We start from the raw sequence: 25,250 nt of genomic DNA on the forward strand, positions 1-25,250 counted from the left end.
CTGTGCTCGAAGAAACCTTCCGGTCTTCGAGCACAGGCCGTGAACCGGGGGCAGGATCGTCAGGCTTCCTCTGGCAGGCCGTGACGGATCTCCCGCCCTCGCCATTCTTCTCAGGAGATCCCTGCGCGTCCAAGTACCCTGCTGCAGCTGTCATGGCGTTGACCGCTGTCACGCTGGTCTCTCCGGTGGCATCCGCTGACGGTACGAAGAGCGGACGTGCCGAGAACTACAAGAACGGCAGGATGCTGCTGCCGCTGCCCGGCGAGAAGTACGTACGGAAATTGGGCAGCGGCCTGAACGGCAACAACCCGGCCACGGCCCAGCACACTTGTACCGAAAAGCGCCTGTGCGGCTACTCGGGCAGGAACTACACCGGTGAGGAACGCGAGTCGTACACGTGCGGCACGCTCTACAAGAACCTGGCCGTCGCGATGACCATGGACAGCTCGACCGGGGCGTCGCGCTGCCCCGGCCCGGCCAGAGCCTGGCGAGCCTCGCCTCGACGGGCCGGTACCCACAGGTCGATGCGCTTGCCGGACCCGCCCAGACAGCCACGTCATGAGTCTCGATCCACCCAGCTCCATCCACGACGAACACGCAGAGCGCACTCCTGTCCGGAACGCGGAGCACCCGCCGGTCCTGAGGGACGAGGCCGGGTGCAGCATCGCGGATCTGTACGGGCGTCTGCCATCTGCACACTGACACCAAGGAGTCCCGCCATGCAGAGCAGGGCGTCAGCCCGAGGCGCGGTCATGGCGCTGGTGGCCACCGCACTGGCCACCAGCGGAGTCCTCGCCGCCTCCGTCCCGGCCCCGGCACAGCCCGCTCCACCACGCAGCACCACAGCAGCCCCGGCAGACTGCCCGCGCGGCTTCTTCTGCCTCTACCAGAAGCCCAACTACAGGGATCTGCTGGCCAGGTTCACAGGCTGCTCCATGCAGGAAGTCCCCAGTGCCCTCAACTGGAGATCCTGGTACAACAACATGCCCCCGGGCACCAGGGCGAAGTTCTACAACGAGAACAAGCAGCTCATCTACGCCACCCCCGGAGCACCGTCCGGTAGCGCCTCCGGCGACTGGCGCCCCGTGCGGTACATCGCCCCCTGCTGAAGGAAGGAGCCCAACGGGCACGGACCGACGGCGGCGAGAAGCCGCCTGGGTTCCTGACATGACAACTGAGTCGATCCTCTGTGCAGGTCAGCGAGCCGTCCGCAGCGCACTCCGCGGATGGCGTTCCGCGTCCGGTGGCGGCACGGCCGGGAAGGGGACGCCCCGACCGCAGCTGGTGGCGTCGGTGGACACGGACGTGGGCCCGCGATCGTGCCGGAAGTGCGGGGAAGTGCTGATGTGGAGGCGTTGACGAGGATGCGCGGGGACTCCGCGCCCAGGTCGACGGTGACGATCCGCCCGGCGGAGCCGATCCCGATGACGGGCGCGGTCTCCTTGGCGGCGGCCACGATCTCATGGACCGTGGGTTCCTTGAAGGCCGCCTTGGCCGGACCAGCCCCGATCATGAACATCGCCTGAGGTGTGTCTCCCATGCGGGCCTCACGGGCGTCCACTCGTCGTAGTGAGCTGGGCGATCCGTTGATCGCTCGCACAGAACCGTGAGCCGGCTGCAGCTTCCCTGGCAAGAAGAGCCGATTCATGCCACCGTCACCCAAGTGGGGATAATGCCTCGCGGGCGCACCAAAGGCGGCGCCACCAGGGCTCGGGCAGGCAGCGCCCCGAGACCACCGACTGCTGCTCCTGGTCGTTTCGTGGGGCGTGCGCACGTGTGCGCACGCCCCACGAAACGACCAGGACCGAGCGGCAGCCAGCAGGGTCAAGTACGACGCAAATGTCCGACTGGTCGGCAAAACCGCAGGTGAGAAGGTTCATAGAATTGGGTTCCCATCCTCCGATACCCACCCGAGTCGTCCTGCTCTCCGGCCCTTCCGGCTCGGGCAAGTCGTCGTTCGCCGCCCGCACCGGGCTGCCCGTCCTGTCCCTCGACGACTTCTACAAGGAGGCCGTCGACCCGTCGCTGCCGCTGGTCGGGGGCAGCTCGGACATCGACTGGGACTCGCCCCGGTCCTGGGACGCGGACGTCGCGATCACCGCGATCGAGGAGCTGTGCCGCACGGGCCGCACCCGCGTCCCGGTGTACGACATCGCCACGAGCGCGCGGGTCGGCGAGGAGACGCTCGACATCGAGCGCACGCCCCTGTTCATCGCCGAGGGCATCTTCGCCGCGGACATCGTGGAGCGCTGCCGGGAGCTCGGCGTGCTCGCGGACGCGATCTGCCTGCGCGGACGGCCGTCGACGACGTTCCGCCGCCGGCTGCTGCGCGATCTGCGCGAGGGCCGCAAGTCCGTGCCGTTCCTGCTGCGGCGCGGCTGGCGTCTGATGCGTTCCGAGCGCGCCATCGTGGCCCGTCAGACCGGGCTCGGCGCGCACCCCTGCGGCAAGGAGGAGGCCCTGGGCCGCCTCGCGGCGGCCGCGGCGGGCCGCTGCGTCAAGGCGCGGAACACCGCCACCCTCACCTGAGACACCCCGTGCGGACCGCCTGAGAGGGCCCCCGTGCGCGGCGGTCCGCCGCGGACAGCGCCCCGGACAACAGCGCGGGACCGGAAAGACCCCCCGGCCTTCCGGTCCCGCTGTTTTCCCCCGTGGATCCCCCGTGATCCCCGCTATCCCCCGTGCTTTCCCCCGGTTTCCCCCTCCTTATCCGCCGCTTCCCCCCTAGGAGCGACGGCCCCCGTGTTCCTCCCCCTGATCCTCAGGCGACCAACTCGCCGAAGGACTCCTCCTGGTCACGGCCGTGGCTGAGGACCTCGTCCTCGCGCAGCCGGCGCAGCGAGCGCCAGATGCTGGACTTCACCGTGCCCACGCTGATGTCGAGGATGTCCGCGATCTCCGGGTCCGTGCGGCCCTCGTAGTAGCGAAGGACCAGCATGGTGCGCTGGAGCTCGGGCAGCCGGGCGAGCGCCTGCCACAGGACGGCGCGCAGTTCGGTGCCGCGCATCGCGTCCGTGTCACCGACGGTCTCCGGCAGTTCCTCGGTCGGGTACTCGTTGAGCTTGCGGCGGCGCCAGGCGCTGATGTGCAGGTTCGTCATGGTGCGCCGCAGATAGCCGCCGACGGCGGCCTTGTCGCTGATCCTGTCCCAGGCGCGGTACGTCGAGAACAAGGCGCTCTGCAGCAGGTCCTCGGCCTCGAACCGGTCGCCGGTCAGGTGGTAGGCGGTGGCGTACAGGGAGGCGCGGTGCTCCTGGACGTAGGCCGTGAACTCGGCCTCCGATCGGGACGTCCGCTCCCCCGATTCCTCCCTGTACGCGGCTCCCCCGTGAGCTCCCGCGCTGCCGCCCTTCAGTGCGTCAACCACCGTCATGAAGGCCTGGTGGCCCTGTTTCGCCGACGCGGTGTGCTGACGCCCGGTGCCGCGAGCGCACCCCCGCCCGCTCACGGCACCGGACTTCTCGTGCTTCTCAGAACTCCGGCCCAGGTCGTGCAGACGCGTGACAACTGCGCTCGAGCTGGTGCTGTGCAGCGTGTTCATCTCGCGCCCCCCGTCGTGGAGTCTGGGATTTCCGTGTGACCAAAACTCTGCCCGAGCCACTTCATGGCGTTGTCCGCCGACTGTCACAGGCCTGTCACAGGGGCCCACCTCCCCCTATTCAAGATCGGCGGAGGCGTTCGCTCGTGTGGGTGCGGTGTGGGAGGCCCGTCAACAGTCGAACTGCGCCCGCGCCATGGGACAGAATGACGTTCGTGCCTTCCCTGTTGCTGATCGAGGACGACGACGCCATCCGGACGGCCCTGGAGCTCTCACTGACGCGCCAGGGCCACCGGGTGGCCACTGCTGCCACCGGCGAGGACGGTCTGAAGCTCCTGAGCGAGCAGCGGCCGGACCTGATCGTGCTGGACGTGATGCTGCCCGGCATCGACGGCTTCGAGGTGTGCCGCCGCATCCGGCGCACCGACCAGCTGCCGATCATCCTGCTGACCGCGCGCAGCGACGACATCGACGTGGTCGTGGGGCTGGAGTCGGGGGCCGACGACTACGTGGTCAAGCCCGTGCAGGGACGCGTGCTCGACGCCCGGATCCGCGCGGTCCTGCGGCGCGGCGAGCGCGAGGCCAATGACGCGGCGACGTTCGGCTCGCTGGTGATCGACCGGGCGGCGATGACCGTCACGAAGAACGGCGAGGACCTCCAGCTGACGCCGACGGAGCTGCGGCTCCTGCTCGAACTGAGCCGGCGTCCCGGCCAGGCCCTGTCCCGCCAGCAGCTGCTCCGCCTGGTGTGGGAGCACGACTACCTGGGCGACTCGCGGCTTGTGGACGCGTGCGTGCAGCGCCTGCGCGCCAAGGTCGAGGACGTGCCGTCGTCGCCGACGCTGATCCGTACGGTGCGCGGCGTGGGCTACCGGCTGGACACGCCTCAGTGACCCCACCGCACGACCAGCGCCGCGGCCTGCCCGCGGCCCGCAAGGCGATCCTGTCCGGCCTGCGCTTCACGAGTCTGCGCCTTCGCCTCGTCGTGGTCTTCGCCCTGGTGGCGCTGACCGCGGCGGTGTCGGCGTCCGGCATCGCGTACTGGCTCAACCGCGAGGCCGTCCTGACGCGCGCGCAGGACGCGGCCCTGAAGGACTTCCGGCAGCAGATGCAGACCCGCGCGGGCGCGCTGCCGCCGAACCCGACGCAGGACGCGCTGCAGGCGGCCGCCGGGCAGATGGCCAAGAGCAGCCAGCGCTACAGCGTGCTCCTGGTCGGCGAGAACGCCCGGGGCGAGCGGGTCTTCGGCTACTCCGACCTGGACGAGTTCACGCTCGCCAAGGTGCCCGAGGCGCTGCGCGACGCCGTCAAGAAGGAGCAGGCGCTCGACGACGGCAACAAGAGCCCGTACCACCTGTACTGGCAGCGGACCGTCGAGCACGGCACGCCCTACCTCGTCGGCGGGACCAAGATCGTCGGTGGTGGGCCGACCGGGTACATGCTCAAGTCCCTGGAGCCGGAGGCGAAGGACCTGAGCTCGCTCGGCTGGTCTCTCGCGATCGCCACGGCGCTGGCCCTGGTGGGGTCCGCGCTGCTCGCGCAGGCCGCGGCGACGACCGTACTGAAACCGGTGCACCGCCTGGGGGTCGCCGCGCGCCGTCTCGGCGAGGGCAAGCTGGACACGCGGCTTCGGGTGTCGGGGACGGACGAACTCGCGGATCTCTCCCGTACGTTCAACCGCACCGCGGAGAACCTGGAGAAGAAGGTCGCGGACATGAGCGCCCGCGACGAGGCGAGCCGCCGCTTCGTGGCGGACATGTCGCACGAGCTGCGCACCCCGCTGACCGCGATCACGGCCGTGACGGAGGTCCTTGAGGAGGAGCTGGACGCCGAGACCGGCAGCGTCGACCCGATGATCGAGCCCGCGGTGCGGCTCGTGGTCAGCGAGACCCGGCGCCTCAACGACCTGGTGGAGAACCTCATGGAGGTCACCCGCTTCGACGCGGGCACCGCCAGGCTCGTCCTCGACGACGTCGACATCGCCGACCAGATCACCGCCTGCATCGACGCCCGCGCCTGGCTGGACGCGGTGGAGCTGGACGCCGAGCGCGGTGTGATGGCCCGCCTCGACCCGCGCCGCCTGGACGTGATCCTGGCGAACCTCATCGGCAACGCGCTCAAGCACGGCGGCTCCCCGGTGGAGGTGTCGGTGCGGCTCGACGGGGACAGCCTGGTCATCGCGGTGCGCGACCACGGCCCCGGCATCCCCGTGGACGTCCTGCCGCACGTCTTCGACCGCTTCTACAAGGCGAGCGCGTCCCGGCCGCGGTCGGAGGGCAGCGGGCTCGGCCTGTCCATCGCCCTGGAGAACGCGCACATCCACGGCGGTGAGATCACGGCCGCCAACTCGCTCAGCGGCGGCGCGGTGTTCACGCTGCGGCTGCCGCGGGACCCTTCGCCGCTGACGGCCCCCGAGCCCGAGCGTGAGGGCGCGGAAGGCAAGGCGGCCGGGGAACGTTCCGACGAAGGCAGGGAAGAGACATGACCAGGCGAGGCCTGAGCGCCGCCCTTGCCGCCGCCGCGCTCACCACCCTGCTCGCGGGCTGCGGCATCCGCTCCACCGAGGTGCCCACCGACTTCGGCGCCGCGCCCTCACGGGTGCCGTGCGGGACCTCGGCCACCGGCCTCTCGGCGCGGGACGAGGCCACCGGCGTGCCCGTGCAGGTCTTCCTGGTGTGCTCCGGGCGGCTCGCCGCCGTCGACCGGACGGTGCGCATCCCCGCGGGGACCGCCGCCACGGACCGCGCCCGCATCGCGCAGGCGCTCCTGAACGACCTGTCCGCGCCGCCGTCGGAGGACGAGAAGCAGGCGGGGTACGCCACGGAGGTGCGCCGCGGCATGACCGTGCGCGGGCCCCGCCGTGGCGAGCCGGACGAGACGCTGCGGCTGAGCAGGCGGCCGCAGGAGCTGCCGCCGACCGCGCTCGCGCAGCTGGTGTGCACGTACGCGGACAGCGCCGCGTCGGACGGCGGGTCCGTCGTCCTGGGCGGCCCTGCGGGAACCGCGCTGCGGCGTTACGAGTGCCCGCCGGAGGTCCGGGCCCGGCCCGGGTCGGTGGCGCTGCCGTCGTATCCGGTGGAGTCCTGACCGCTGGGGTCGCAGCCGCCCGCTCCTCCCGTTCGTCCGGGCTTTATTACTCACGCGGAACCGATCCCGCCGCCTCCCGCGTCTTGGGGGGCGTGCGTCAAGGCTCGGGCGGGCGCGGTGCCGCCATTCGCTTGCGCGCGGCGGGAGGGGCCCTCCTCGTCGCGCACCTCCTGGTCGTCGCGTGGATCACGCTGCGGCCACTGGACGTGCCCTGGGTGAGCGCGGCGAACCTGGAGCCGCTGGCGGGCATCAAGGCCGACCTGGCGCGCGGGCCCCGGCAGGCGACCCGGCAGATCGGCGGCGCGCTGCTGCTGCTGGCGCCGCTGGGCGTGCTGCTTCCGCTGGTGGGCGGCCGTCTTGACGTGTCGCCGCTGGCGTCCCTGGCCCGTACGGTCGCGGCGGGGGCGCTGCTCTCCCTGGGCATCGAACTGCTCCAGACCGGGGTGCCGGGGCAGGTCGTGGACGTCGACTCGCTGTTCCTGAACACCGTGGGCGTGGGCCTCGCGCACCTCGCCGTGGTGCCCGCCGCCCGCGCCAGGCTGCGCCGCCGTGCGGGCACGCGGCCCCGGGCGCACCGCTCCCGGGAGGAGGCCCCTCAGGGGGCGACCCCGAAGATTCCCAGGGTCGGGATCGCCCCCTAGCCTGACGTTTCGCCCGCTTCGTGCTCCTACGGTGGAGGTCAACGAGGTCACCCGGACACCGGGGCCTCCCGACCCGTCCACGGTCCATGAAGGAGCCACCATGACCGCCCTTGTCCGCCCCTCCCACGGCCGCGTGATCGGCGGAGTGTGCGCTGCCCTCGCCCGCCGCTTCGGCACCTCCGCGAACACGATGCGGGTGATCTTCGCGGTGTCCTGTCTGCTGCCGGGCCCCCAGTTCCTGCTCTACCTCGCGCTCTGGGTGCTGCTGCCCGCCGAGGGCTCCCGGGCCAAGACGGCCTGGTGACCGGTCTCCGTACGCGACTGACGGGGCGCACCCCCTAAGGGTGCGCCCCGTCAGTCGCGTACGGCCGCGGTCAGAGCGGCAGGCCGAGGCCCTGGGTCGGCAGGCCCTTGCCGAGCAGGCCCGGCGCCGCGACGGGGCCGGTGGGCAGCCCGCCGAGCAGCTGGGTCGCGGGGTCGGGGGCGGGCTTGGGCTTCGGCTTGGCGGCGGCCTTGTCGCTGTCCTCGCCCTGGTCGTCCTCCTGCTCGGCCGCGGTGGCGGGCAGGGCGGCGGCCGGGGCGAAGTGCTCCAGGGCGGGCTGGGTGGCACTCAGGCCCGACGCGAGGGCGCTCTGGCCCGCGGCGAGGGACTCGGGCGCACCGGCGGGCAGCGTGCTCGCGGCCTGGTCGAGCGGCAGCGTCGAGGTGACGGTCTCCAGGGCGCTGGTGGGGTCAGGCACGGTGGAGGCCGCGTTCGCGGCACCCGCGCCCACTGCGGCGAAGGCGGCACCGAGCGCGGCGACACCGAGGGTCTTGGCGGCAGACTGCTTCATCTTCAATGCGTCCTTGATACGGGGGCGTTGAGCGGTCCTCGACGTTAAACAGCCTTCAGCACGGCCCGCAAACAGCGCGAAACGGCCGGGAGTGGGGGCTCCCGGCCGTTTCGTTGACGTACAAAATCCGCTTAGCTGTCGACAGATCCGCTGGTGGAGACGGTCTGGCGGAACAGCCATTCGGACTTCAGCTCGGCGTAGCCGGGCTTGATCACGTCATTGATCATCGCGAGTCGTTCATCGAAAGGAATGAACGCCGACTTCATGGCATTGACGGTGAACCACTGCATGTCGTCGAGCGTGTAGCCGAACGTGCCGACCAGGTGCTCGAATTCGCGGCTCATGCTGGTGCCGGACATCAGGCGGTTGTCGGTGTTGACCGTGGCCCGGAAGTGCAGCTTGCGGAGCAGGCCGATGGGGTGCTCGGCGTAGGAGCTCGCGGCGCCCGTCTGGAGGTTGGAGCTGGGGCACAGCTCCAGCGGGATGCGCTTGTCGCGCACGTACGAGGCGAGGCGGCCGAGCTGGACCGTGCCGTCGTCGGCGACCTTGATGTCGTCGATGATGCGCACGCCGTGGCCGAGGCGGTCGGCGCCGCACCACTGGAGGGCCTGCCAGATGGAGGGCAGGCCGAAGGCCTCACCGGCGTGGATGGTGAAGTGGTTGTTCTCGCGCTTCAGGTACTCGAAGGCGTCGAGGTGGCGGGTGGGAGGGAAGCCCGCCTCTGCGCCCGCGATGTCGAAGCCGACCACGCCCGAGTCGCGGTAGCGGTTGGCGAGTTCGGCGATCTCCAGGGCGCGGGCGGCGTGCCGCATCGCGGTGAGCAGGGCGCCGACGCGGATGCGGTGGCCGTTGGCCCTGGCGCGGCGCTCGCCCTCGCGGAAGCCCTCGTTGACGGCCTCGACGACCTCTTCGAGGGTCAGGCCCGCTTCCAGGTGCTGCTCGGGGGCGTAGCGGATCTCGGCGTAGACGACGCCGTCCTCGGCGAGGTCCTCGGCGCACTCGGCGGCGACCCGGATCAGGGCCTCGCGCGTCTGCATGACGGCGCAGGTGTGCGCGAACGTCTCCAGGTACCGCTCCAGGGAGCCGGAGTCGGCGGCCTCGCGGAACCAGACGCCGAGCTTGTCGGGGTCGGTCTCGGGGAGGCCTTCGTAGCCGCATCCCCGGGCGAGGTCGACGATGGTGCCGGGGCGCAGGCCGCCGTCGAGGTGGTCGTGGAGGAGGACCTTGGGGGCGCGGCGGATCTGTTCGGAATCCGGAATTCCAGGGGCGGTGCCACGGCCCGTGTGACCGCTTCCTTCTGTGATCTTGTTGATCTGGCTCGTCATTTTCGCACTCTAACTCCTACGCGCGTAGAACTCACTGGTCGATACGTAACAGTGACCCGGCGGACGGGTGGCATGCACCGCGACTTCTGACACTGTTCTGCCATGGCTCAGCAAGCGACCTCCCGTCCCGCGCGCACGGCCAGGCTCGGACGCGTGATCGGAACGCGTCCCTCGACGGTGAGCGCGGCGGTGCTGCTCCTGCCGGGCGGCCACGCGACGTCGGCCCGCAAGCCCTCCCTGCTCGCGACCGCCGCGGTGCGCTCGCTCGGGCGGCGGCTCGCCCGCGCCGGGCGCGACGACGGCCTGGCGGTGCACACGGTGCACTACCGGACGAGCGGCTGGAACGGGGCCGAGGCGCAGCTCGCGCGGGACGCCGAGTGGGCGGCGGACGAGGTGGTGCGCCGCTACGGCGATGTGCCGGTGTGCCTCACCGGGGTCGACATGGGCGGCCGTGCGGCGCTGCGGGCGGGCGGGCACAGCGCCGTCGAGGCGGTGCTCGCGCTGGCCCCGTGGCTGCCGGAGGACGATGTGGCGGCGCCGCCCGAGCCGGTCAAGCAGCTGGCGGGGCGGCGGGTCCTGATCGTGCACGGCACGAACGACGAGCGGACCGACCCCGAGCTGTCGTTCCGCCTGGCCGAGCGGGCGAAGAAGAGCAACCGGGACGTGTGCCGCTTCGAGGTCCACTCCGACGGCCACCGGCTGCGCCAGCACCACGACGAGGTCCTCGCCCTGGCGGCCGACTTCGTCCAGGGGGCGCTGTACGGGCACGCCTTCGCCCGGCCATTAGAAGACGCGCTCGCGGCTCCGCCGCCCATTGGGCTGCGGATGCCGCTCGCTTCCGGCTTCGGGAGAACGCCGCGGGGCTGAGTGCTTCGTCGCCGTCCGCGGGTGTGTCGTGGCTGGTCGCGCAGTTCCCCGCGCCCCTTCGGGGCGCTTCCGTTCGGGGCGCGGGGAACCTCGGCCGTTACGGCAGGCGGACCGACTGGGCGTGCCGGAAGATGTCCTTCGGGTCCCAGGCCGCCTTCGTCTTCTGCAGGCGGGCGTAGTTGTCCTTGTAGTAGAGGCTGTTCCACGCGGTCGACGAGGTGTTCCAGGCGGCGTCGCCGAGGTCCTTGTCGGGGTAGTTCACGTAGCAGCCGTCGTTGATGTCGCCGGGCACCGGGACGCCGCCGGTCTCCGCGTACACGTCCTTGTAGAACTCGCGGATCCAGGCCAGGTGCTTGGCTTCCTCGGCCGCGTCGGTCCAGTAGGTCTGGTACTGGAGCTTGAGCACCGAGTCGCGCTGCGGCACGGCGGTGTCGCCGGGCTTGACGGCGTTGATGCGGCCGCCGTACGAGTCGATCTGGACCAGCGCGTCACCGTTGCTGTAGTCGGTGCGCGTCAGGTGCTTGTACATCGCCTTGATCTGGGTGACGGAGAAGCCCTTGCGGGCGTACGCCGACTTGTACTTGCCGTACAGCGTGGGGTTGCCGCCGCTGAGCCAGTCGGTCGCGATGTACCAGGGCAGCGTGCGCGGCTTGGCGAACTGCGGCATGGCCGCGTGCTCGCCCGACCGCAGGGTCATGGCCTGGCGCGTGACGCCCACGCCCGCGGAGATCGCGGCCAGGTAGTCGTCCAGGAGGGCCTGGGCGTTGGGAACGGTGGCGTCCATCTGCGTGAGCAGGGCGATCTGCGCGTTGTCGCTGGCCTTCTGGTTCAGCTTCAGGAGGCCGAACAGCGAGTTGTACTTGGAGTCCGGCGCGGAGTTCTGCTCGTGCCAGGTGCCCCAGTTCTGGAGCAGGCGGGTGAAGGACGCCTCCGTCATGTCCTTCCAGGGGAAGGCCGTGGCGTGTACGAAGACCTCGGACGGGGGCTTCGGGAGCAGCTTGGAGGGGTCGGTGCCGGTGGCGCCGGGCGTGCGCAGCCAGTAGCGGGTGATCAGGCCGAAGTTGCCGCCACCGCCGCCGGTGTGCGCCCACCACAGGTCCTTGAGCGCGGCGTCGGTGGAGTCGCGGGTGGCGACGACCGCCTTGGCGGTGCCGTTCTTGTCGACCGTGACGACCTCGACGCCGTAGAGGTGGTCGACGGTCAGGCCGTGCAGCCGGGAGAGCAGGCCGTAGCCGCCGCCGGAGATGTGGCCGCCCGCGCCGACGGAGGCGCAGGAGCCCGCCGGGAGCGTGACGCCGTACACCTTGTAGAGCGTCTCGTAGACCTGGAGGTTGGAGGCGCCGCTCTCGACAGCGAAGGCGTTCTTCGCGCTGTCGTAGTAGACCTGCGTCATCCCGGACATGTCGATGACGACCTGGACGTCCTTGTTGTAGACGAAGTCCTCGTAGCAGTGGCCGCCGCTGCGCACGGTCAGGCGCTTGTTCGCGGTGACGGCGTCCTGCACGGCCCGGACGGCCTGGGCGGTGGTGGTGACCAGGCGGACGTAGTCGGGCTTGGCGACCCAGCGCTGGTTGGTGCCGCGCACGAGGTCGGGGAAGCGGGGGTCGCTGGGGCTGACGGTGACGTAGTCGGGCGTCGCGGCCGACTGCGGGTCGGCCGCGGCGGAGGCGGCGGCCGCGGCGCCGGAGCGGGGTGCGGCCTGGGCGCTCGCGGGCACCGTCGTGGCGAGGGCCGCCCCACCGGCGACGGCGGCGGCGCCGGTCAGGAGGGACCTGCGTCCCAGAGGTCTTTCGGGTCCGGTCTGGTCGATCTTGCCCATGGTCAGACTCCTCCCAAGGAAAGGATGGTGAAGAAGTTGAAGGAGCATCGAACGATGATCGATCGTGAGCCTAGATGACCATTACTGGTGTGACGCAATACCTGGATCGATAAAACTGTCCGAACTGCCAGCGAAAACCTATTTGGTTGCACCATGTGCAACTCGTCCTACTGGCAAGTCCTATTCATTTCCGGTGTGTTCAGGGCATTCCGTCGGGCCGTTGCACCCCGTGCTCACCCCGTACTCACCCCGGGCCCTAACGGGACGTCTCCCGTGGCCTTTTGGGACTTTTCCGGGGGCCTTATGGGCGACTGCCGGGCGCGACCGGCGGCTCCCGGGCGCTACCGGCGGCCCTGTGGCCCTGTGGCCCTGTGGCCCTCACCGCGGCAGCAACTGCCCCCGCCTGCCGAGCAGGAAGCGCTTGAACGCCGCCACCGGCGCGGTGTCCGGATGCCCGTCCAGCCAGGCGACGCCGATCTCCCTGACCGCCCGCTGCCCGGTGACCGTCAGCTCCACCACGCCGGGCCTGGCCACGGCGGGCGGCGGCAGGAGCGCGACGCCGAGCCCGGCGGCCACCAGGCCCCGCAGGGTCTCCGCCTCCTCCCCCTCGAACGCGATCCGCGGCTTGAACCCGGCCTCGGCGCACAGCGCGTCGGTGATCCGGCGCAGGCCGTACCCCGGCTCAAGCGTCACGAAGGCCTCGTCGGCGGCCTCGGCGAGCCGCACCCGCTTGCGCCCGGCGAGGCGGTGGTCGTCCGGCACCACGAGCCTGAGGCGCTGCTCGTCGAGGCGCCGGGCGACGAGGTCGGGGGCGTCCGGCACCGGCGAGGTCAGACACAGGTCGAGCTCCCCGGCGCGCAGCCGTTCGATCATCGCCTCGCCGTAGTTCTGGACGAGGCTGAACCGCACCCTCGGATGATCGGCGCGGAAGGCGCGGATCAGCCCCGGCACGGTCTCGGACCCCATGGTGTGCAGGAACCCGAACGCCACCTTCCCCGACGCGGGGTCGGCGTCCGCGCGCACGGACTCCGCCGCCCGGCCGACCTCGGCGAGCGCGCGCTCGACGGAGGCCAGGAAGGTGCGCCCGGCCGGGGTCAGCGAGACCGTGCGCCCGTGGCGGGCGAACAGGTCGACGCCGAGGTCCCGCTCGAGCCGCACCAGCGCGCGCGACAGCGTGGACTGCGGCACCTGGAGCTCGCGCGCCGCGCGCGTGACGTGCTCGGTGCGGGCGACGCCCGCGAAGTACGCCAGGCGCGGGGCGAGCAGCCGCACGATGTGATCTGTGTCCTCTGTGTCACTGTTCTGCGACAGACGGGCCGCTGACCTCTGCTGATGCATCATGGGATGGATTATCGCCGTTTTATGCATTGGACGCATGAGACCGGGCGGTCCTACGTTCGTGACATGCCTCCTGCCAGTAGCGGGGCGTCCGCCACCCACGCGGTCGCCCTCACTCCGTCGTCCCCCGCTCCCGAGCCCACCGCCGCGCACGACACCCGCATGGCACCCGGAGGCCCCGGCTACCGCCGCATGAGCTTCGCGCTCTTCCTGGCGGGCGTCGCCACGTTCGCCCTGCTGTACTCCACGCAGGCCCTTCTCCCCCTGATCTCCGCCGACTTGGGCGCGAGCGCGTCCACCGCGAGCTGGACGGTGTCCGCCGCGACCGGCGCGCTCGCCCTGTTCGTGCTGCCGCTGAGCGCCCTCTCGGAGCGCTTCGGCCGCCGGACCCTGATGACCGCATCGCTGGCCGTCGCCGCCGCGGTCGGCCTGCTCGTGCCGTTCGCCCCGTCGGTGGGCGCGCTGATCGCGCTGCGCGCCGTCCAGGGCGCGGCGCTCGCCGGACTGCCCGCCTCCGCGATGGCCTACCTCGCGGAGGAGGTGCGGCCCCGGGCGCTCGTCGGCGCGATCGGCCTGTTCGTGGCGGGCAACTCCATCGGCGGCATGAGCGGCCGCATCGTCACCGGCTGGGTCGCGCAGGCCTGGGGCTGGCGCTGGGCGGTGGGCGTGGTCGGCGTCCTCGCGGTCCTGAGCGCCCTCGCCTTCCGCGCGCTGCTGCCCGCGGCGCGCCACTTCACCCCGGGCACGCTGAGCCCGAAGTCCCTGGCCCGCACGGTGCGTTCACACCTGTCGAACCCGCTGCTGTGCCGTCTGTACGCGATCGGCGCGCTGTTCATGACGGTGTTCGGCGCCGTCTACACCGTGATCGGCTACCGCCTCACCGAGGCCCCGTTCTCGCTGCCGCAGGGCGTCATCGGGTCGATCTTCCTGGTCTACCTCGTCGGTACGGCGTCCTCGGCGGCCGCCGGGCAGCTCGTCGCGCGGCTCGGCCGCCGCGGGGCCCTCTACCTGGCCGCGAGCACCACCACCGGCGGGCTGCTGCTCTCCCTGTCGTCGTCGCTGAGCGGTGTCCTGCTCGGCCTGGTCCTGATCACGGCGGGCTTCTTCGCGGGCCACGCCGTCGCCTCCTCCTCGGTGAGCCGCACGGCCACGTCGGGCCGCGCGCAGGCCTCGGCCCTCTACCAGTCCGCGTACTACGCGGGCGCCAGCGCGGGCGGCACGCTCGGCGCGATGGCCTTCCACTCCGGCGGCTGGGGCGGCACGGTCGCGCTCGGCGTGCTCGCGGTGGCGGGCGTCGTGGGGATCACGCTGTACGGGACGCGCGTGGCGCGGGTGACGGCCGTGGGCGCCCACCACTGAGGCCATGGTGCGCCGGGGCGGCGCGGGCGGTCGGGCCCGCGCCGCCCCCATAGCGCAAACGACCCCTGTGAGCTGCCGTTTTCACCGCTCCGGAAGCCGTTGTCAGTGGGCTGCGGTAGCTTCCGAGGTGCTGGCACTTCCGCATCGGTACGGCAGAGGCACAGGGGTGGGTCGGGATGAGCAGGACCGTAGGGGCGACGTCGGAGCTGGACGCGAGCCTGGAGAAGCACCGCGTCGAGCTGACGGGGTATTGCTATCGCATGCTGGGCTCGGCCTTCGAGGCCGAGGACGCCGTGCAGGACACGATGGTCCGCGCCTGGCGCAGCTATGAGAAGTTCGAGGGCCGCTCCAGCCTCCGCTCCTGGCTGTACCGGATCGCGACGAACGTCTGCCTGGACATGCTGAACGCGGGCAACCGCCGCGCCCGCCCCATGGACCTGACCGCCGCCACGCCCCTCGCGCAGGCCGCCCTCAACCCCCGCGCGGACCACGTCTGGCTGGAGCCGATACCGGACGCGCGCGTGCTGCCCACCGCCGGCGGCCCCGAGGAGGCCGCCGTCGCCAAGGAGTCCGTGCGGCTCGCCTTCGTCGCCGCCCTCCAGCAACTGCCCGCCAAGCAGCGGGCGGTGCTGATCCTGCGCGAGGTCCTCGCCTGGAAGGCCAGCGAGGTCGCCGAGCTGCTCGGCACCACCGTCGCGTCCGTCAACAGCGCGCTCCAGCGGGCCCGCGCGACGCTCGCCGAGCGCCCGGCGGACGACACGGCGACGTCCGACCCGCTCGACGACGAGCAGCGCAAGCTCCTCGACCGCTATGTGAAGGCCTTCGAGGGGTACGACATGGCGGCGCTCACCGCCCTCCTCCACGAGGACGCCGTGATGACGATGCCCCCGTTCGACCTGTGGCTGCGCGGCCCGCAGGACATCACGGGCTTCATGTCCACGATGGGCGCGGCCTGCGCGGGCTCGCGGCTCATCCCCGTCGAGGCCAACGGCACGCCCGCCTTCGCGCAGTACAAGCCCGATCCCGAGAAGGGCGGCTTCAGCCCCTGGGCGGTCCAGGTCATCGAGATCTCAGGAGGCCGGGTCGCCGGATTCCACTGCTTCCTCGACACCGAGCGGTGGTTCCCGCTGTTCGGGGTCCCGCTCCACCTCGACGCATAGCTCCGCCAGGCCGACGAGGCCCAGGAGCGCCCACAGGGCCGGGGTGGGGTCCCGCAGCCGGAGCCCCGTCCCCGCCCTGCGGGCGGCCAGGCGCAGGCGGGCGACGGCTTCGACCGTGGGCAGGTCCGCGGTGGTGACGGCGCGCAGGTCGCACACCACCTCGGGAGGGCCGGCCTCGGCCAGGCGGCGCAGCTCGGCGCAGAGCGCCGGGATGTCGTCCTGGCGGACGGGGCCCGTGATGACCATGAGGTTCGGGGAGGTTGCCACGTAGGGGGGACCGGGCGGGGCGGGCGAACTCATCGGTGCGCTGTCCCCCACCCCGCCCCTTCCCGAAACCGGGGCTCCGCCCCGGACCCCGTGATCGGCGCTCCGCGCCTCGTCCTCAAACGCCGGACGGGCTGAATCGCCGCGCTCCGCGCTTGTCCTCAATCGCCGGACGGGCTTGATGGTGCCGGGCTGGGCTTGATCTCCCGGATGCGGGTATTTCAAGCCCGGGTGCGGGTGTTTCAGCCCGTCCGGCGTTTGAGGACGAGGCGCGAAGCGCCAATGTCTGTGAGCGGGGGAACGGGGGCAGCCGCACCCGGAGCGGGAAGGGGCGGGCCTGGGGCGCCCCGCGAGGGATGTCAGACCAGGCGGTCCAGGATGATCGGGGTCGCCGTGAACGCCGTGCCCGTGGGGGCGATGTCGAAGGCGCCTTCGAGGGACTCAAGGGCGTACGCGAAGCGCTCGGGGGTGTCCGTGTGGAGGGTGAGGAGGGGCTGCCCGGCGACCACCGCGGTGCCCGGCTTGGCGTGCAGTTCGACGCCCGCCCCGGCCTGCACCGGGTCCTCCTTGCGGGCCCGCCCCGCGCCGAGCCGCCAGGCGGCGACGCCCACGTCGTACGCGTCGAGGCGGGTGAGAACGCCGGAGGCGGGCGCGGTCACGACGTGGGTCTCGCGCGCCACCGGCAGCGCCGCGTCGGGGTCGCCGCCCTGCGCGGCGATCATGCGGCGCCAGACGTCCATCGCGGAGCCGTCGGCGAGGGCCTTCGCCGGGTCGGCGTCGGGCAGGCCCGCCGCGTCGAGCATCTCGCGGGCGAGCGCGAGGGTCAGCTCCACGACGTCGGCGGGACCGCCACCCGCCAGGACCTCGACGGACTCGCGGACCTCGAGCGCGTTGCCCGCGGTGAGGCCGAGCGGCGTGGACATGTCCGTCAGGAGCGCCACCGTGCGCACGCCGTGGTCGGTGCCGAGGCCGACCATCGTGGAGGCCAGCTCACGGGCGTCGTCGAGGGTCTTCATGAAGGCGCCGGTGCCGACCTTCACGTCCAGGACCAGCGAGCCCGTACCCTCCGCGATCTTCTTCGACATGATCGAGGAGGCGATGAGCGGGATGGCCTCGACGGTGCCGGTCACGTCGCGGAGCGCGTACAGCTTCTTGTCGGCGGGGGCCAGGCCGTCGCCCGCCGCGCAGATGACCGAGCCGACGCCGTTCAGGACGTCCAGCATCTCCTCGTTGGAGAGCAGGGCGCGCCAGCCCGGGATCGACTCCAGCTTGTCCAGGGTGCCGCCGGTGTGGCCGAGGCCGCGTCCCGACAACTGCGGCACGGCCGCGCCGCACGCGGCGACCAGCGGGGCGAGCGGCAGCGTGATCTTGTCGCCGACGCCGCCGGTGGAGTGCTTGTCGGCGGTGGGGCGGGAGAGCGAGGAGAAGTCCATGCGCTCGCCGCTCGCGATCATCGCCGCCGTCCAGCGGGCGATCTCGCTCCGGTTCATGCCGTTCAGGAGGATCGCCATCGCCAGGGCCGACATCTGCTCGTCGGCGACGGCGCCGCGCGTGTACGCGTCGATGACCCAGTCGATCTGCTCGTCGCTCAGCTCGCCCCGGTCCCGCTTCGTACGGATGACGGAGATGACGTCCATAACAAGTCCTTCCGGCAGTGAAAGTCGTGCGCAGACGGGACTCTACGCGCATAGAGAGGGGGGTTGAAGAAGGCCCCCGCCGACGGCGGGGGCCTTTCGTTCAGTTCAGGTGCTCAGGGCCGAAGGCGTCGGGCAGCATCTCGCCGAGGGCCCGTACGCCCGAGGAGGTCTCCAGGAGCAGGCCGGGGCCGCCGAACTCGTACAGGAGCTGGCGGCAGCGGCCGCACGGCATCAGGATGTCGCCCTTGCCGTCGACGCAGGTGAAGTGCGTCAGACGGCCGCCGCCGGTCAGCTGGAGCTGGGAGATCAGACCGCACTCGGCGCACAGGCCGAGGCCGTACGACGCGTTCTCCACGTTGCAGCCGGTGACCGTGCGGCCGTCGTCGGCCAGGGCCGCCGCGCCGACGGGGAAGCCCGAGTAGGGCGCGTACGCACGGGACATGGCCTCCCGCGCGGCGTCCCGCAGGGCCTCCCAGTCGACGGCGGTGGTCACTTCCCTTGTCCCTTCCGGTACGGCATGCCGTCCGCCTTCGGCATCCGAAGGCGTTGGGCGGAGAGCGAGAGCACGAGCAGCGTGACGACGTACGGCGTGGCGGTGACGACCTGGTTCGGCACCTCGTCGGTGAGGCCGTACCAGGCGAACATCAGCGCCGAGACCGCCGCGGTGACGGCCGCGGGGACATAGCGCTTGCGCCACGCCAGGTAGATCGCACCGATGACGAGAAGGATGGCGATCAGAAGCAGCAGCGCGTGGACATTCGTGCCGCCGCCCCGCAGCTTCAGGCTGTCGGTGTAACCGAACAGGCCCGCGCCGAGCGCGAGTCCGCCCGGCATCCAGTTGCCGAAGATCATCGCGGCGAGGCCGATGTAGCCGCGGCCGCCGGTCTGGCCCTCCAGGTAGATGTTGGAGGCGACCAGGGACAGGAAGGCGCCGCCCATGCCCGCGAGACCGCCGGAGACGACGACCGCGATGTACTTGTACTTGTAGACGTTGACGCCGAGGGACTCCGCCGCGACCGGGTTCTCACCGCAGGAGCGAAGGCGCAGGCCGAACGCGGTCCGCCAGAGGACGAACCAGCTCAGCGGCACCATGGCGACGGCGATGAGGGTGAGCGGCGAGACATCGGTGAGCAGCCCGCCGAGCAGGCCCGCGAGGTCGGAGACCAGGAACCAGTGCTTCTGGTTGAGGTCCACCAGCCAGTCGGAGAGCCCCGGCACGGAGAACTTGCCGAGCGAGTCCACCGGCGGCGACTGCTTGGAGGTGCCGCCGTCCGTGCCCTCGAAGGCGTACGTCGACAGATAGCGGGTGGTGCCGAGGGCGAGGATGTTCAGGGCCACGCCGGACACGATGTGGTTGACGTTGAACGTGACCGTGACGATCGCGTGCAGCAGGCCGCCGATGGCGCCGCCGAGCACGCCGAAGACGATGCCGGTCCAGGGCCCCCACTGGTAGCCCGCCCAGGCGCCGAACCAGGTGCCGAGGATCAGCATGCCCTCGAGGCCGATGTTGACCACGCCCGCGCGCTCGGCCCACAGGCCGCCGAGGCCCGCGAGGCCGATCGGCACGGCCAGGCGCAGCGCGCCGGACATCTGGCCGGTGGAGGTGATGCCATGGGCGTCGGTGATCATCCGCACCAGCGAGGTGAGGACGAGGACGCCCGCGATGATCAGGAGGAGGACGGGGAGCGAGATGCGGCGGCGGCCCGGCGCGGACGGCTTGGGCGCGGCCTTGGTGACGGTGGCGGTGCTCATCGCGCGGCCACCTCCTTCACGGAGTCGTTGGTGCCGGGCCCCGCGTCGCGGGCGGCGGCGGCGAGTTCCTCGCCGACCCGCTGCTGCTGACGGCGCAGGCCCCAGCGGCGTACGGCCTCGTACGAGACCACGACGGCGATCACGATCAGGCCCTGCATGATGACCGCGATCTCCTTGTCGTACCCCTCGTAGTCGAGCGCCGGGGACGCCTTGTCGAGGAACGCGATGAGCAGGGCGGCGAAGGCGATGCCGACCGGGTTGCCCCGGCCGAGCAGCGCGATGGTGATGCCGGTGAAGCCGAGTCCGGTCGGGAAGCTCAGGCTGTACGTGTGCACGTCGCCGAGCAGGATCGGCATGCCCGCGAGGCCCGCGATGGCGCCGGAGATCAGCATGGCGGTGAGCACCATGCGCTTGGCGTTCACGCCGGAGGCCGCGGCCGCCGACGGGGACGCGCCGGTGGCGCGCAGGTCGAAGCCGAAGCGGGTGCGGTTGAGGACGAGCCAGTACAGGACGCCCGCGAGGACGGCGACGACCACGAAGCCGTAGATCTCACCGGCCGCGCCCATCTCGATGCCGGGGAACCAGCCGGAGGAGTGCATGACGCCCGTGGTCTGGTTGTTGCCGACGGGGACGCCGAAGTTCTCGTCCAGGGTGAGATAGCCGATGACGCTCGTCGCGATCGCGTTCAGCATGATCGTCGCGACGACCTCGCTGACGCCGCGGGTGGTCTTGAGGATGCCCGCGACGCCCGCCCAGAACGCGCCCGTGAGCATCGCGACCAGGATGAGCAGCGGGATCTGGAGGCCCGACGGCAGCGATACGTGCGCGCCGACGACGGCGGTGACCATGGCGGCGAGCCGGTACTGGCCGTCGACGCCGATGTTGAACAGGTTCATCCGGAACCCGACGGCCACGGCGAGCGCCGCCAGGTAGTACATCCCGGCCTGGTTGATGATCAGGACCTGGGTGTCCGAGTACGTGGCCTGCGTGAACATCAGGCTGTACGGCTCGATCGGGCTCTTGCCCGAGGCGACCAGGACGACCGAGGTCAGCACCATGGCCGCGACGAGCGCGATGACCGGTCCGGCCACCGCGAGGAGCACCCGCTCCTTGTCGAACTTCTTCATCGGGCCTCGTCCTCCGGGCCTGCAGCTGCTTCGTGTACGGAGTCCGCGGCGGCGGCCGCCTCCACGTGCTCCAGATGGCCGGAGGCCGCGCCCGTCATCGCCGAGCCGAGCTCCTCCGGGGTGACCGTGGCCGGGTCGGCGTCCGCGACGAGCCTGCCGCGGTAGATCACCCGCAGGGTGTCGGAGAGGCCGATCAGCTCGTCCAGGTCGGCGGAGATCAGGAGCACCGCCAGGCCCTCGCGGCGGGCCTCGCGGATCTGGTCCCAGATCTGCGCCTGCGCGCCGACGTCGACGCCGCGCGTGGGGTGCGCGGCGATGAGGAAGCGCGGCTTGTGGCTCATCTCGCGGCCGACGATCAGCTTCTGCTGGTTGCCGCCGGACAGCGAGGCCGCGGTCACGTCGATGCCGGGCGTACGGACGTCGTACTCCTCGACGATGCGGCGGGTGTCGGCCTGGGCGCCCTTGATGTCGAGCAGCAGGCCGCGCTTGCCGCGGGTGTTGGGCTTCTCGGTGACGTGGCCGAGGATGCGGTTCTCCCACAGCGGGGACTCCAGAAGGAGCCCGTGGCGGTGGCGGTCCTCGGGGATGTAGCCGACGCCCTCCTCGCGGCGCTTGCGCGTCGCCCAGGCGGTGATGTCCTCACCGGCCAGCCGGATGGTGCCGGAGTCGGCGTGCTTGAGGCCGATGAGGGCGTCGATGAGCTCGGTCTGGCCGTTGCCCTCGACTCCGGCGAGGCCGAGCACCTCGCCCTCGTGGATGGTGAAGGAGATGTCGTCGAGCAGGGCGCGGCCCGACTCGCCGTCGGCGAGCAGCCGCAGCTCCTCGACCTCGATCATCGGCCGGTCGGTGACCGTGGACTCGGCGGTCTCCGGCGTCGGCAGCTCGCTGCCCACCATCAGCTCGGCGAGCTGGCGCGGGGTGGTCTCGGCCGGGACGGCCGTGCCCACCGTGGTGCCGCGCCGGATGACGGTGATGTCGTCGGCGACGGACAGGACCTCGCCCAGCTTGTGCGAGATGAAGATGACGGACAGGCCCTCGGACTTGAGCTCGCGCAGGTTGTCGAAGAGCGCGTCGACCTCCTGCGGGACGAGGACGGCGGTCGGCTCGTCGAGGATCAGGGTGGTGGCGCCGCGGTAGAGGACCTTGAGGATCTCCACGCGCTGGCGGTCGGCGACGCCGAGGTCCTCGATGTGCACATCGGGGCGCACCCCGAGTCCGTACCGCTCGGAGAGTTCGAGGACCTTGCGGCGGGCCCCGGCGCCGATGCCGTACAGCTTCTCGCTGCCGAGGGCGATGTTCTCGAGCACGGTCAGCTGGTCGGCGAGCATGAAGTGCTGGTGCACCATGCCGATGCCGCGCGCGATGGCGTCGGCGGGGCTGGCGAAGGCGACCTGCTCGCCGTCGACGGCGATGGTGCCCTCGTCCGGCTTCTGCATGCCGTAGAGGATCTTCATCAGCGTCGACTTGCCGGCGCCGTTCTCGCCGACGAGGGCGTGGACGGTGCCCTTGCGGACGCTGAGGTGGATGTCGTGGTTGGCCACGACGCCCGGGAACCGCTTGGTGATGCCGGCGAGTTCGACGGCGCACGCGGTGCGGGCGGCGGGCGGAGGGCTGGTGGACGCGTCGATGGCGCACTCTCCTCGGGGACTTAAAGGAAAGGGGCCTGCGCCGCGCACGCGGTGTGCCCCTGCTTCACGCCTCAGTGGCCACCCGTCCGCCGACTGCGGCGTCCTGTGCGGTGGTTGAGGCCCTGGCCGTGGGAACGGGGCGTGGGAGCGGGCCGACGGGAACACGGACCCGTCATCGCTCCCCCGCCCCGTTCCACGGCCGGGACGGCGCGGTTACAGCGCCGTCTTGACCTTGATCTTGCCGGTGGTGATGGACTGCTCGGCCTTCTTCAGAGCGGCCTGCAGGTCCTTCATCTTGGTGAACTCCGGGTTGGAGTCGGCCAGTCCGACACCGCCGGACTTGAGGTCGGCGCGCACGATGCCGCCCTCGGCCTTGTCATCCTGAACCGACTTCACCAGGTTGTACACCGCGCCTGCGACGTCCTTGGTGGCCGAGGTGAGGATGTACTTCTTGTACTTGTCGAGGGCCTTCTGCCGGTACTGGTCGGAGTCGACGCCGATCGCCCAGACCTTCTTGGCGGCGGCGGACTCGATGACGCCCTGACCGGAGAGCCCCGCGGCGTGGTAGACCACGTCGGCGCCGCCCTCGATCTGGCCGCTGGCCGCCTCCTTGCCCTTGTCCGGGCTGGAGAAGCCGCCGTCCTCGGCCTTCTCGGTGAGGAACTGGCGCTTGACCTTGACCGACTTGTCGGTGGCCTGGACGCCCTGGACGAAGCCCGCCTCGAACTTGCGGATCAGCGGGTTGTCGACGCCGCCGATGAAGCCGACGGTCTTGGACTTGGTGGCCTTGGCGGCGGCGACACCGGCCAGGTACGAGGACTGCTCCTCGTTGAAGACCAGGTCCGCGACGTTGTCGGCCTTGATGGTGGCGTCGTCGACGATGCCGAAGGTGACGTCCGGGTTCTTGGCCGCGACCTCCTTGATGGCGGGCGCGTAGGCGTAGCCGACGCCGATGACCGGGTTGTAGCCCTGCTTGGCCAGCTCGGTGAGGCGCTGGATCTTGTCGGCGTCGGACTCGCCGTCGGTGGGCTCGACGGCCTTCTTGCCGATCTTGAAGTCCTTGGCGGACTTGTTCATGCCCGCCGTCGCGGCGTCGTTGAAGGACTGGTCGCCCGCGCCGCCGATGTCGTAGGCGATGGCGACGCCCTTGTTCTTGTCGCCGTCCTTGTTCTTGGCGGCATCGCTTGAGGTGCCACCGCAGGCGGTGGCGGTGACGGCGAGCACGGCGGTCGCGGCGGACGCGAGCGCGATTCGGGACACCCGGCGCATAGGGACGAACTCCTTAGACAAGGACCTGGCGTGTACGCGGATACGTCGCGGCGGCTGCGTGGGGTGCGCGGCTGCGCGTGCATACGCTGCGAAAACGTACGGAGGCGTACGCGAGGACGTACGTGCGGCGCGCCTCACCCGGCGCGATTTCGCCGCAGCGTAACGCGCGTAGACCTGACATAAGAACCCTTCTGTCCCCTCCGTTATCGAGCTGTGGCCACCGGGCGTCGGCCGGGTGTCGACTCGGCGACGCGGCCCCGGCGGGACGGATCCGCCGGGGCGCAACGGGTTATACGTACGACTCCTTAACGGGGGTGCCGGGGGCGGGGCGCCGGTTATACGTACGACGTGAACCTCCCCACGACGGCGGGTCCCTGGGCCCTCGGCCGCCGGACCGGCTTGATCGCTACGGCCTGGTCCTGACCTTCACCTTGCCGCCGATGATGTCCTTCTTCGCCCGCTCGACCGCGGCCACAACGTCCTTCATCTCCTTGTACGCCGGATTGGAGTCCGAGAAACCCACCCGCCCGGACTTGAGGTCGTAGCGCTGGGTGCCGGTGGTCGGCTTGCCCTCGACGACGGACTTCGTGAGGTCGTAGACGGCCCCGCCGACGTCCTTGAAGGCCGAGCCGAGGATGTAGCGCTTGTGCTTGGCGAGCGCCTTCTGCCGGTACTGGTCGGAGTCGACGCCGATCGCCCACTTCTTCTTCGACCCGGCCTCCTGGATCACGCCCTGGCCGGAGAGCCCTGCGGCGTGGTATAGCACGTCGGCGCCCGCTTCGAGCTGTCCGCTCGCGGCGTCCTGCCCCTTGTCCGGGCTGGCGAACCCGCCTTCTTCCGGCTTCTCGGTCAGATAGCGCTTCTCGATCTTGATCTTCGGGTCGACCGACTTCACGCCCTGTACGAACCCGGCTTCGAATTTGTGAATGATCGGGATGTCCACGCCGCCGATGAATCCCACGTGTTTGACCTTGGTCGCCTTCGCCGCGGCGACGCCCGCGAGATAGGAACCCTGTTCCTCGTGGAATACGAGATCGGCGACGTTGGCGGCCTTGACGGTGTTGTCGTCGACGATCCCGAAGGTGGTCTTCGGGTACTTCTTCGCGACTTCCTGAATGGCGGGCGCGTAGATGAATCCGACGCCGATCACCGGGTCGTAGCCCTGGCGGGCGAGCTGCTCGATGCGCTGGGTCTTGTCGGCGCTGGACTCACCGTCGCCCGGCTCCATGTCGACGCCGCCGATCTTGAAGTCCTCGCGGGCCCGCTCGTAGCCGCTGAACGCGGCGTCGTTGAAGGACTGGTCGCCCTGGCCGCCGATGTCGTAGGCGAGCCCGATGCCCTTGCCGCGGTAGCCGCCCTTCTCGCCACCGCCGTCGCCGCCGTCGCCGTCGTCCTTGTTGGCCTCGCTGCTGGTCTCGCCGCACGCGGTGGCCACGAGGGCGAGCGTCGCCACCGCCACAGCCACCTGGGAAATCCTGGACAGACGACGTCGACGCATAGGACGCACCCCTTACGTTTCGAACGTTCCCCGACGCGCCCGTGACGGCGCGGATTCCGGCGCACATTAACGCGCGTAGAAAGGGAGGGGAACGGGTTCGGCGACGGC

General features: G+C 71.0%; 23 protein-coding genes. 10 read left to right on the forward strand and 13 right to left on the reverse strand.

The window, feature by feature from the left end; all coding sequences use genetic code 11:
- Positions 1-719: 719 nt before the first annotated feature.
- Both AC07A4_RS02470 and AC07A4_RS02475 read left to right on the forward strand, forming a co-directional pair.
- On the forward strand, positions 720-1,109 hold the full coding sequence (locus AC07A4_RS02470) for a peptidase inhibitor family I36 protein (protein WP_478591842.1): 390 nt from the start codon (positions 720-722) through the stop codon (positions 1,107-1,109).
- A gap of 730 nt (positions 1,110-1,839) precedes the next feature.
- On the forward strand, positions 1,840-2,529 hold the full coding sequence (locus AC07A4_RS02475) for an ATP-binding protein (protein WP_478591844.1): 690 nt from the start codon (positions 1,840-1,842) through the stop codon (positions 2,527-2,529).
- 232 nt (positions 2,530-2,761) lie between these two features.
- Here the strand turns inward: AC07A4_RS02475 and AC07A4_RS02480 are convergent, their stop codons facing one another.
- Positions 2,762-3,541, reverse strand: coding sequence for a SigE family RNA polymerase sigma factor (locus AC07A4_RS02480; protein WP_478591846.1), 780 nt, complete (start codon positions 3,539-3,541; stop codon positions 2,762-2,764).
- A 212-nt stretch (positions 3,542-3,753) separates the two neighbouring features.
- On the opposite strand from AC07A4_RS02480, the gene afsQ1 reads away from it, so the two are divergent.
- From afsQ1 to AC07A4_RS02505, 5 genes are all read left to right on the forward strand, one after another.
- Entirely contained in the window at positions 3,754-4,431 is a 678-nt protein-coding gene (afsQ1, locus tag AC07A4_RS02485; RefSeq protein ID WP_030562528.1) for a two-component system response regulator AfsQ1, read from the forward strand.
- On the forward strand, positions 4,329-6,023 hold the full coding sequence (locus AC07A4_RS02490; protein WP_478591849.1) for an ATP-binding protein: 1,695 nt from the start codon (positions 4,329-4,331) through the stop codon (positions 6,021-6,023). Before afsQ1 ends, AC07A4_RS02490 begins: the two co-directional genes overlap by 103 nt.
- Positions 6,020-6,625 (forward strand): hypothetical protein, encoded by a 606-nt coding sequence (locus AC07A4_RS02495; protein ID WP_478591852.1) that lies wholly within the window; start codon positions 6,020-6,022, stop codon positions 6,623-6,625. The genes AC07A4_RS02490 and AC07A4_RS02495 overlap by 4 nt, the downstream gene beginning before the upstream one ends.
- Positions 6,626-6,717: 92 nt before the next feature.
- On the forward strand, positions 6,718-7,266 hold the full coding sequence (locus tag AC07A4_RS02500) for a VanZ family protein (RefSeq protein WP_478591854.1): 549 nt from the start codon (positions 6,718-6,720) through the stop codon (positions 7,264-7,266).
- 100 nt (positions 7,267-7,366) lie between these two features.
- A complete protein-coding gene (locus AC07A4_RS02505; RefSeq protein WP_478591856.1) occupies positions 7,367-7,570 on the forward strand; it encodes a PspC domain-containing protein in 204 nt (67 codons plus the stop codon).
- A 70-nt stretch (positions 7,571-7,640) separates the two neighbouring features.
- On the opposite strand, the gene AC07A4_RS02510 is transcribed toward AC07A4_RS02505, so the two are convergent.
- Positions 7,641-8,099 carry an ATP-binding protein gene (locus AC07A4_RS02510; RefSeq protein WP_478591858.1) on the reverse strand — a complete coding sequence of 153 codons (459 nt, stop codon included), beginning with the start codon at positions 8,097-8,099 and terminating at the stop codon, positions 7,641-7,643.
- Positions 8,100-8,230: 131 nt separating this feature from the next.
- The gene (locus AC07A4_RS02515) at positions 8,231-9,424 is read right to left on the reverse strand and encodes an adenosine deaminase (RefSeq protein WP_478591860.1); all 1,194 of its coding nucleotides are present in this window, start codon (positions 9,422-9,424) and stop codon (positions 8,231-8,233) included.
- A gap of 102 nt (positions 9,425-9,526) precedes the next feature.
- On the opposite strand from AC07A4_RS02515, the gene AC07A4_RS02520 reads away from it, so the two are divergent.
- Complete coding sequence (locus AC07A4_RS02520; RefSeq protein WP_478591862.1) at positions 9,527-10,291, forward strand: alpha/beta hydrolase; 765 nt, start codon at positions 9,527-9,529, stop codon at positions 10,289-10,291.
- 97 nt (positions 10,292-10,388) lie between these two features.
- On the opposite strand, the gene AC07A4_RS02525 is transcribed toward AC07A4_RS02520, so the two are convergent.
- Both AC07A4_RS02525 and AC07A4_RS02530 read right to left on the reverse strand, forming a co-directional pair.
- The gene (locus tag AC07A4_RS02525; protein WP_478591865.1) at positions 10,389-12,110 is read right to left on the reverse strand and encodes an FAD-binding oxidoreductase; all 1,722 of its coding nucleotides are present in this window, start codon (positions 12,108-12,110) and stop codon (positions 10,389-10,391) included.
- A 378-nt stretch (positions 12,111-12,488) separates the two neighbouring features.
- The gene (locus AC07A4_RS02530) at positions 12,489-13,451 is read right to left on the reverse strand and encodes a LysR family transcriptional regulator (protein WP_478591868.1); all 963 of its coding nucleotides are present in this window, start codon (positions 13,449-13,451) and stop codon (positions 12,489-12,491) included.
- Positions 13,452-13,514: 63 nt separating this feature from the next.
- On the opposite strand from AC07A4_RS02530, the gene AC07A4_RS02535 reads away from it, so the two are divergent.
- Positions 13,515-14,807, forward strand: a complete 1,293-nt coding sequence (locus AC07A4_RS02535) for an MFS transporter (RefSeq protein ID WP_478591870.1) — start codon at positions 13,515-13,517, stop codon at positions 14,805-14,807.
- 176 nt (positions 14,808-14,983) lie between these two features.
- Positions 14,984-15,967, forward strand: coding sequence for a sigma-70 family RNA polymerase sigma factor (locus AC07A4_RS02540; protein WP_478591873.1), 984 nt, complete (start codon positions 14,984-14,986; stop codon positions 15,965-15,967).
- Here the strand turns inward: AC07A4_RS02540 and AC07A4_RS02545 are convergent.
- The 8 genes from AC07A4_RS02545 to AC07A4_RS02580 form a co-directional block, all read right to left on the reverse strand.
- A complete protein-coding gene (locus AC07A4_RS02545) occupies positions 15,878-16,234 on the reverse strand; it encodes an STAS domain-containing protein (RefSeq protein ID WP_478591875.1) in 357 nt (118 codons plus the stop codon). The genes AC07A4_RS02540 and AC07A4_RS02545 overlap by 90 nt on opposite strands.
- A 356-nt stretch (positions 16,235-16,590) precedes the next feature.
- The gene (locus AC07A4_RS02550) at positions 16,591-17,868 is read right to left on the reverse strand and encodes a thymidine phosphorylase (protein WP_478591878.1); all 1,278 of its coding nucleotides are present in this window, start codon (positions 17,866-17,868) and stop codon (positions 16,591-16,593) included.
- A 100-nt stretch (positions 17,869-17,968) separates the two neighbouring features.
- Complete coding sequence (locus AC07A4_RS02555; protein WP_478591880.1) at positions 17,969-18,361, reverse strand: cytidine deaminase; 393 nt, start codon at positions 18,359-18,361, stop codon at positions 17,969-17,971.
- A complete protein-coding gene (locus AC07A4_RS02560) occupies positions 18,358-19,620 on the reverse strand; it encodes an ABC transporter permease (protein ID WP_478591882.1) in 1,263 nt (420 codons plus the stop codon). Before AC07A4_RS02560 ends, AC07A4_RS02555 begins: the two co-directional genes overlap by 4 nt.
- On the reverse strand, positions 19,617-20,747 hold the full coding sequence (locus AC07A4_RS02565) for an ABC transporter permease (protein WP_478591884.1): 1,131 nt from the start codon (positions 20,745-20,747) through the stop codon (positions 19,617-19,619). Before AC07A4_RS02565 ends, AC07A4_RS02560 begins: the two co-directional genes overlap by 4 nt.
- Positions 20,744-22,375 carry an ABC transporter ATP-binding protein gene (locus AC07A4_RS02570; RefSeq protein WP_478592865.1) on the reverse strand — a complete coding sequence of 544 codons (1,632 nt, stop codon included), beginning with the start codon at positions 22,373-22,375 and terminating at the stop codon, positions 20,744-20,746. Before AC07A4_RS02570 ends, AC07A4_RS02565 begins: the two co-directional genes overlap by 4 nt.
- A 213-nt stretch (positions 22,376-22,588) precedes the next feature.
- Positions 22,589-23,644: a BMP family lipoprotein gene (locus AC07A4_RS02575; protein ID WP_478591887.1), complete on the reverse strand. Its 1,056-nt coding sequence runs from the start codon at positions 23,642-23,644 to the stop codon at positions 22,589-22,591.
- Positions 23,645-24,050: 406 nt separating this feature from the next.
- Positions 24,051-25,142, reverse strand: coding sequence for a BMP family lipoprotein (locus AC07A4_RS02580; RefSeq protein ID WP_478591889.1), 1,092 nt, complete (start codon positions 25,140-25,142; stop codon positions 24,051-24,053).
- Between the last annotated feature and the right edge of the window lie 108 nt (positions 25,143-25,250).

The sequence above is a fragment of the Streptomyces sp. NPDC043996 genome, from assembly GCF_056435225.1.

Coding starts and splice junctions, on each gene's coding strand:
- AC07A4_RS02580 (WP_478591889.1), bottom strand. CDS start 25,142: ATGCGTCGACGTCGTCTGTCCAGGATTTCCCAGGTGGCTGTGGCGGTG.
- AC07A4_RS02515 (WP_478591860.1), bottom strand. CDS start 9,424: ATGACGAGCCAGATCAACAAGATCACAGAAGGAAGCGGTCACACGGGC.
- AC07A4_RS02540 (WP_478591873.1), top strand. CDS start 14,984: ATGAGCAGGACCGTAGGGGCGACGTCGGAGCTGGACGCGAGCCTGGAG.
- AC07A4_RS02525 (WP_478591865.1), bottom strand. CDS start 12,110: ATGGGCAAGATCGACCAGACCGGACCCGAAAGACCTCTGGGACGCAGG.
- AC07A4_RS02475 (WP_478591844.1), top strand. CDS start 1,840: ATGTCCGACTGGTCGGCAAAACCGCAGGTGAGAAGGTTCATAGAATTG.
- AC07A4_RS02505 (WP_478591856.1), top strand. CDS start 7,367: ATGACCGCCCTTGTCCGCCCCTCCCACGGCCGCGTGATCGGCGGAGTG.
- AC07A4_RS02575 (WP_478591887.1), bottom strand. CDS start 23,644: ATGCGCCGGGTGTCCCGAATCGCGCTCGCGTCCGCCGCGACCGCCGTG.
- AC07A4_RS02520 (WP_478591862.1), top strand. CDS start 9,527: ATGGCTCAGCAAGCGACCTCCCGTCCCGCGCGCACGGCCAGGCTCGGA.
- AC07A4_RS02495 (WP_478591852.1), top strand. CDS start 6,020: ATGACCAGGCGAGGCCTGAGCGCCGCCCTTGCCGCCGCCGCGCTCACC.
- AC07A4_RS02510 (WP_478591858.1), bottom strand. CDS start 8,099: ATGAAGCAGTCTGCCGCCAAGACCCTCGGTGTCGCCGCGCTCGGTGCC.
- AC07A4_RS02530 (WP_478591868.1), bottom strand. CDS start 13,451: ATGATGCATCAGCAGAGGTCAGCGGCCCGTCTGTCGCAGAACAGTGAC.
- AC07A4_RS02480 (WP_478591846.1), bottom strand. CDS start 3,541: ATGAACACGCTGCACAGCACCAGCTCGAGCGCAGTTGTCACGCGTCTG.
- AC07A4_RS02565 (WP_478591884.1), bottom strand. CDS start 20,747: ATGAAGAAGTTCGACAAGGAGCGGGTGCTCCTCGCGGTGGCCGGACCG.
- AC07A4_RS02470 (WP_478591842.1), top strand. CDS start 720: ATGCAGAGCAGGGCGTCAGCCCGAGGCGCGGTCATGGCGCTGGTGGCC.
- AC07A4_RS02535 (WP_478591870.1), top strand. CDS start 13,515: ATGCCTCCTGCCAGTAGCGGGGCGTCCGCCACCCACGCGGTCGCCCTC.
- AC07A4_RS02560 (WP_478591882.1), bottom strand. CDS start 19,620: ATGAGCACCGCCACCGTCACCAAGGCCGCGCCCAAGCCGTCCGCGCCG.
- AC07A4_RS02550 (WP_478591878.1), bottom strand. CDS start 17,868: ATGGACGTCATCTCCGTCATCCGTACGAAGCGGGACCGGGGCGAGCTG.